The organism is Micromonospora sp. NPDC003944, from assembly GCF_053605225.1.
The window spans coordinates 21,051-27,695 of sequence record NZ_JBSGIV010000076.1 but is presented as its reverse complement, the minus strand read 5'-3'; the positions used below and the strand labels follow the sequence as shown (position 1 = coordinate 27,695).

At 72.7% G+C, this 6,645-nt stretch carries 8 protein-coding genes; 5 read left to right on the top strand and 3 right to left on the bottom strand.

The window, feature by feature from the left end:
• On the bottom strand, positions 1–1,037 hold a 1,037-nt coding region (locus ACWER9_RS27720), incomplete at its 3' end, for a sigma-70 factor domain-containing protein (RefSeq protein WP_452304602.1).
• A 655-nt stretch (positions 1,038–1,692) separates the two neighbouring features.
• Between ACWER9_RS27720 and ACWER9_RS27715 the strand changes: the two genes are divergently transcribed.
• Positions 1,693–2,511: an inositol monophosphatase family protein gene (locus tag ACWER9_RS27715; protein WP_452304601.1), complete on the top strand. Its 819-nt coding sequence runs from the start codon at positions 1,693–1,695 to the stop codon at positions 2,509–2,511.
• Between the two features lie 34 nt (positions 2,512–2,545).
• On the opposite strand, the gene ACWER9_RS27710 is transcribed toward ACWER9_RS27715, so the two are convergent.
• Positions 2,546–3,061, bottom strand: coding sequence for a LytR C-terminal domain-containing protein (locus tag ACWER9_RS27710; RefSeq protein WP_452304605.1), 516 nt, complete (start codon positions 3,059–3,061; stop codon positions 2,546–2,548).
• Between the two features lie 433 nt (positions 3,062–3,494).
• Between ACWER9_RS27710 and ACWER9_RS27705 the strand changes: the two genes are divergently transcribed.
• Together ACWER9_RS27705 and ACWER9_RS27700 are read left to right on the top strand one after the other, a co-directional pair.
• A complete protein-coding gene (locus ACWER9_RS27705; RefSeq protein ID WP_007075406.1) occupies positions 3,495–3,791 on the top strand; it encodes a DUF4193 domain-containing protein in 297 nt (98 codons plus the stop codon).
• Positions 3,792–3,907: 116 nt separating this feature from the next.
• Complete coding sequence (locus ACWER9_RS27700; protein WP_452304600.1) at positions 3,908–4,732, top strand: hypothetical protein; 825 nt, start codon at positions 3,908–3,910, stop codon at positions 4,730–4,732.
• A gap of 9 nt (positions 4,733–4,741) precedes the next feature.
• On the opposite strand, the gene ACWER9_RS27695 is transcribed toward ACWER9_RS27700, so the two are convergent.
• Entirely contained in the window at positions 4,742–5,275 is a 534-nt protein-coding gene (locus tag ACWER9_RS27695) for a DUF3093 domain-containing protein (RefSeq protein ID WP_452304599.1), read from the bottom strand.
• An 85-nt stretch (positions 5,276–5,360) separates the two neighbouring features.
• Between ACWER9_RS27695 and dut the strand changes: the two genes are divergently transcribed.
• Both dut and ACWER9_RS27685 read left to right on the top strand, forming a co-directional pair.
• Positions 5,361–5,897, top strand: coding sequence for a dUTP diphosphatase (gene dut / locus ACWER9_RS27690; protein WP_452304598.1), 537 nt, complete (start codon positions 5,361–5,363; stop codon positions 5,895–5,897).
• Positions 5,898–5,922: 25 nt separating this feature from the next.
• On the top strand, positions 5,923–6,585 hold the full coding sequence (locus ACWER9_RS27685; protein WP_452304597.1) for a DUF3710 domain-containing protein: 663 nt from the start codon (positions 5,923–5,925) through the stop codon (positions 6,583–6,585).
• Positions 6,586–6,645: the final 60 nt, after the last annotated feature.

Below are 6,645 nucleotides of genomic sequence, written 5' to 3'. Positions count from 1 at the left end.
GTGTAGTCGAACTTCTCCACGGCCCGGATCAGGCCGAGGTTGCCCTCCTGGATCAGGTCGAGGAACGCCATGCCACGGCCGGTGTAGCGCTTGGCCAGCGACACCACCAGTCGGAGGTTCGCCTCCAGGAGGTGGTTCTTGGCCCGCTCGCCGTCCCGGGAGATCCAGCCCAGGTCGCGGACCATCTCCCGGACGAGCTTCTCCTCGCCCTCGTCGGCAGCCCGCAGCCGCTCGGCGGCGTAGAGCCCGGCCTCGATCCGCTTGGCCAGCTCCACCTCCTGCTCGGCGTTGAGCAGCGGAACCTTGCCGATCTGCTTCAGGTACGCACGGACGGAGTCGGCGGAGGCGGTCAGCTCGGCGTCGCGTCGCGCCTGCTTGAGGGCCTCGGACTCCTCGTCGTCCCACTCGAAGTCGTTGTCGGTCGCCGAGGCGGCGGCGTCGGTCTCGGCGGCCTGGGTCAGCTCGGCCGGCTCCTCGACCACCACGTCCTCGATGGCGGCGGCCAGCTCCTCCGGGTCGATCTCGCCCTCGGCGCCCTCGCCCTTGGCCTTGCCGGCTGCCTTGGTCGGCTTGGCTCCGGCCGCCGCGGCCACCGTCGCCTTGGTGGCCCGGGTCGACCGGGTCGCCTTCGCCGGCGCTCCGGCGGTGGCCTCGGCGGCGGCGCCGGTCGCCTTGCGGGCGGCCACCTTGCGCGGGGCCGGCGTCGACGGGGTGTCGTCGGCGGAGGGTGCCTGCTTCGGGGCCGGCGCGGCGGCCTTCTTGGTGGTCTTGGCGGTGGTGGCCCGGGACGCCGGCGTGGTCGAGCGGGCCGCGGCGACGCGGCGACGGGTGCTCGCCGAGCCGTCGACCACCACGGTCACTCCCGCCTCGGAGAGCGCCCGCAGGATCTTCTTGGCCTGGGCCGGAGTCACCTCGGCGGTCTCGACGGTGCGCGCGAGCTGGGCCGACGTCAGCTGACCACCGGCGCTCTGCGCGTGGGCGATCAGGGTGTCGGTGAGCGAGCGAACGTCGGCGCCGGGCTGGCGGGGTTCTGTCACGAATGACCTTCCGGAGGCGAAGAGCGGGCACGGCGGGATCGTCCAGCGCAGCGAGGGTTACCGTGCCGGGCGATGTGGTTGAGGGACCCTCGTGTCACGGTCCGGCCGGTGGTCGGCGGTCCGTGCCGCGTGGGCAGGGGTGAATTGTAACGCCGTCTGCGGCGATCATCCTGCTCCGCACCGCGTACCACCGGTGAGGACCGGCAGTGCGGCGGAGATGTGGACTTTGCGGCAATGATAGCCGCGTGGCCGCAGTCAGGCGCTCCTCGTCGATGGGATCGGCGCGCGGGTCGGGCCTGACCTGCCGTCTGAGCAGCCAGGACCAGGTCAGCGTGGTGGTCGCCGGGGTGCGCGGGTAGGTCACCGAGGTGGCTGGCGATGTGCCCGTCAGGTCGCGGTTGGGCAACGGTTGTGAGCCGAGCATGGACGGGATCGTAGGCACTTAAGCCACAATACCGGATCTAAAGGGGCGTATTGGGCAACGTCGGCCGCTCGCGCCGGTCGGGCGGGTCCGGGCTGCGGCCTTCGCGGCGGTTGTCCGTACCGAAGACCCTGGTCTGGCGCCGTCGCGCGGCGTCCGGAACGATGATCTTCGGAAGTCGGGTCGGTGGGTTCACCCATCCACATGCACTCGGAGTGCGAAAAGAGGCGAACCATGACCAACTCGGCGACGACGCCTGAGGAACTGCTCACCATCGCGGTGGAGGTGGCTCGGGACGCGGCGGACACCGCGTACCGGATGCGCACCGAGGGGGTCGTGGTCGCTGCCACCAAGAGCACCGTCACCGATGTGGTCACCGCCGCCGACCGGGCGGTCGAGCGGCAGATCCTCGCCGCGCTTGCCGCGCGGCGTCCGGACGACTCGGTGCTCGGCGAGGAGTACGGCGAGGGGGACTCCGGCGCGGCGCGCAGTGGGGTGCGCTGGATCGTCGACCCGATCGACGGCACGGTGAACTACCTGTACGGGTTGTCGCACTCCGCTGTCTCACTGGCCGCCGAGGTGGACGGGGTGGTGGTCGCCGGCGTCGTGCGCAACGTGAGCACCGGGGAGCAGTGGACCGCCACCGCCGGCGGCGGGGCCTGGCGCGACGGTGTCCGGCTGCGCTGCTCCGACGAGGCCGACCTGGGTCAGGCGCTGGTCGGCACCGGCTTCGGTTACGCCGCCGCCCGTCGGGTGCACCAGGCGCAGGTGGTGGCCGGGCTGATCGCGCACGTACGGGACATCCGTCGGCTCGGTGCCGCCGCGCTGGACCTCTGCCTGGTCGCCGAGGGGCGGCTCGACGCGTACTTCGAGAAGGGTCTTGCCGCCTGGGACCTGGCGGCGGGCGGGCTGGTGGCCGCCGAGGCGGGGGTCCTGGTCGCCGGCCTGGCCGGTCGGCCGCCGGGGCCGGATCTGGTGGTCGCGGCCCCGCCCGCGCTCTTCGTGCCGCTGCACGATCGGTTGGCCGCGCTGGACGCCTCCGGCGGGCCCTGACCGGCCGACCCGGCGCGGCCGGCCGGTCAGGCCGTCACTTCTTGGCGGGTGGCGACGGGCAGGAGCCCGGAGGCGCCTCCGGCGGGCCCGAGTCGCCGAGCGACTGGTTGACCTCGGTGGTGGTGGCGAGCTGCTGGAAGCCGTTGCCCAGCACCACGTCCACGGTGTCGTCGGCGCGCTTCGGGTCGTAGCCCGGGGTGGCGTTGTTCAGGAAGTACGCCTGGAGCAGGTGCGCGGAGCCGACGCCCTTCGGGCCGAACCGCAGCACCGCGACTCTGTCGATCTTCTTCTCGTTGCCGGTCTTCTTGACCTGGAACTGCCGGTTGCCGAACTCGTCGGCGACGGACTGGGCCAGACCGGGCTGATCCGTGGCGTTGTAAACGTTGATCTTGACGTCCTTGCGCTCGCGCAGGGTCAGGTCCGCAAGCGGCCAGCCCTCGGGGCAACCCGCCGCGGTGCCCGCGTTGCCCTGGCTGTCGCGGACCACGGCCACGACGACGAAGACCAGGGCGATGACCGCCAACAGGCCGACGACGACGAGTGCTCGCACGCGCGCAAAACTCATCAGGGCACTCCCCGGACCTCAGGTGGGTGGTGACAGCCAGGAACGATCGCTCAGGCCGCCGGCCGTCGAATACGCCGCTGAGGTTAACGGTTGTCCGGCCGTCGCGTGGAAACAGCCCGACATGCCGGCGCGCCGACCGCGAACCGGGTACTACTACCCCTATCTTCGTGTCGCCTGAATCACATTGGGAACAACTTCGCGTGCGGGGGCGTACATCTCAGCCGCAAGGGCGGTATACATGCCTCGCCCAAGGGGGGGTAAGGTTCCGCGCTCGCAGGGGAGTCGCCCCAGCGAGCTCGACCCGTTCGGTCCTCGGGTCGGGTGCCCGACACAAGTGGTGGCCGGCCAGCGGAACCGAAACAGCGTCGTCCGGCGTTACAACCGGAAGCGACAACATCGATATGGGAGAGTGAAACCGATGGCCACCGACTACGACGCCCCGCGTCGCGACGAGGTCGACCTCGGCGAGGACAGCCTGGAAGAGCTCAAGGCACGGCGCGTCGACTCACAGTCGGGCGCGGTGGACGTCGACGAGGCCGAGGTGGCCGAGAGCTTCGAGCTGCCCGGTGCCGATCTGGCCGACGAGGAGCTCACGGTCAAGGTGCTTCCGATGCAGCAGGACGAGTTCCGGTGCGCCCGCTGCTTCCTGGTCCACCACCGTAGCCAGCTGGCAGTCGAGCGTAACGGCGAGCTGATCTGTCGCGAGTGCGTCTGACAACCACGACACCGGCGGCGGCCTCCTGAACGGGGCCGCCGCTCCCGGTGTAGGCATGCGGCCGTGGTGGGTACCTGCTTGACTCGTAGCGGGTAGCCACAGCACCGGGAGGTCCGATGAGCGATCGAGGCGGCACCACCGACGGCGGCACGGGCGACCTTCACGCCACCGGCGGCGCGGACGACCTCGGCGCCACCGTCGCGGCGTTGACCGCGGACGACATCGAGCCGGCCCGACGCCGCCAACTGCTGACCCGGATGGTCGGGCAGGCCCGCGCCCGGGGCATCTCCGACCTGTTCAAGCCCCGCGCCGCCGTGCGCTGGATGGTCGACACCGTCGCCGAGATCGCCCCGCACGTGCCGGTACGGGACCTGGACACACTGCGTCGGCACTTCCCCGGCCTGGACGACGCCGCCCTGGCCGACCGGCTCATCCGTAACGCGTCGAGGACCACCGCCGCGATCGGCGCGGCCGGTGGAGGCGTCGCCGCCGTCGAGTGGGCGGTGGCCCCGACCCTGCTCTCCGCGCCGGTGCTGCTCGCCGCCGAGACCGTGGCCGTGGTGGCGGTGGAGCTGAAACTCGTCGGCGAGCTGCACGAGATCCACGGTGTGGCGCTACCGGCCGGCGGCAGTCAACGAGCGGTAGCCCTGGTGCACTCCTGGGCCACCCAACGTGGCGTCAACCCGATGGTGCCCGGGGTGGGAGTGGGAGCGGTGCTCGGCACCGCCGCCCGCAAGGAGTTGCGGGAGATGCTGCTGCGGCGCTTCGGTCGTAACCTCACCACGCTCGGGCCGTTCCTGACCGGCGCCGCGGTGGCCAGCTTCCTCAACCGCCGGGCCACCCAGCAGATGGCCGACCAGCTCCAGGTCGACCTGCGTCGGCGGGGCATCGCCCGACCCGCGCCACCGACAGCCCTCCCCGGCCCGCCGACCGGCACCTGAGCGGTCAGCTCAGCCGGGCTCGCCCGCGGCCGGGCGAGCGGCCGTCACGGCGTCCCGCGCGGTCAGCACCGCCTCGGCCAGCTCGACCGGGTGCCGGGTGCTCACCACCCAGAACGGGGTCGGATCCGCGGGGTCGTCGAGGACCACCTGCACGGCACCGCCGATCCACGGTCGCTGCACCACGAAGGCGAGCGGGTCCGCGCCGACGCCGAGCACCTCACGTCGGCCGGCCACGTCCAGCGGCACGACGTCGGCCACGAAACGGACCGGCAGGCGGGCGTCGTCCACCCGCAGCTCGGCGTCGGCCACCCCGACCCGGATTCGACCCAGCCACCACAGGCCGGCCGCGGTGAGCGGCAGCAGCACGGCGAACGGCAGCCAGGCGCGTACACCGGAGGCGCCCATCCAGATCTCGACGGCCAGCAGGGCGGCGGCCACCAAACCGGCCAGCCACAGCCACCAGGGCAGATCCAGCCGTTCGGTGTACGCCGAGCGGGCGGCGGCCGGCGGCTGATCGGCGGACGGGGAGGGCGACATGCTCACTCCTGCGAGGGTACGGCGCACGGCGGCTCGACGAACCGGCAGGATGGCAGGGTCACCCCGCGAACCGGACGAAGAGAGGGGACCCGTGACCGACGTCGTACCCGTGCCCGTGCGGCTGCTCGACCCGGAGCTGCCGCTGCCCACGTACGCCCATCCCGGCGACGCCGGAGCCGACCTGGTGGCGGCCGCGGACGTGGAGCTGCCACCCGGCGGCCGTGCCCTGGTGCCCACCGGCGTGGCCATCGCGCTGCCGGACGGGTACGTGGGCCTGGTCCATCCCCGCTCCGGTCTGGCGGCCAGGCTCGGCGTGACGGTGCTCAACGCGCCCGGTACGGTCGACGCCGGCTACCGGGGTGAGATCCTGGTCAACCTGATCAATCATGATCGGGATGTGCCGGCGAAGATCTCCCGCGGCGACCGGATCGCGCAGCTCGTGGTCCAGCAGGTCGCGCGGGCGCGGTTCGAGCCGGTGGTCGAGCTGCCCGCGTCCCGGCGCGGCGCCGGTGGGCACGGTTCCACCGGTGGGCACGCCGGGCTGGTGCCGTCGCCGACGGGCCAGGGCCGGGTCGAGCGGCGGCCTGACGAGCCGGGCCGCGGGCAGACGGAAGAGGTGGCAGGGTGAGTGTGAACAGCGGAGGGCAGGCGCAGTGATCTTCTCCCGAAAGCGGGCCGACGCCGAGCGGCAGACCCGTGACGAGCGGGCCACCCAGGTCCCGGACCAGGGCGATGCGGCGCCGACGCTGGAGCGCGGCCCGTACGACATCTCCGAGAGCTACGACGACGTGCAGCGGCTCGACCTGGGCAGCCTGCACATCCCGGCGATCGCCGACGTCGAGGTGCGGGTGCAGGCCGACCCGCAGGGTGTGATCCAGCAGGTGGTGCTGGTGCACGGCGACAACGCGCTCCAGTTGGGTGTCTTCGCCGCCCCGCGGTCCGAGGGGATCTGGGACGAGGTGCGCGAGGAGATCCGGCAGTCGCTGCTCCGCGACGGTGCGAACGCGCAGGAGGTCGCCGGCGAGTACGGCCCGGAGCTGCACGCCCAGGTGCCCACCCCGGACGGCCCGACGAACCTGCGGTTCGTCGGGGTCGACGGGCCGCGCTGGATGGTCCGGGGCGTGTTCCAGGGCCCGGTGGCCACCGATCCGGCCATGGCCGGGCCGCTCGTGGAGTGCCTGGACGGCCTGGTGGTCGACCGTGGGCAGGAGGCGAAGCCGGTCCGCGAGCCGCTGCCGCTGCGGCTGCCCCGGGAGGTCGCCGACCAGGCCGCGGCCGAGGCGGGCGACGCCGCCGCCGCGCCGCGTCAGGTCTGACCCGCGCGCACCGGCCCGCCGGAACCAGTCCCGTCGGCGTACGCTGGCGGCACGGTTCCG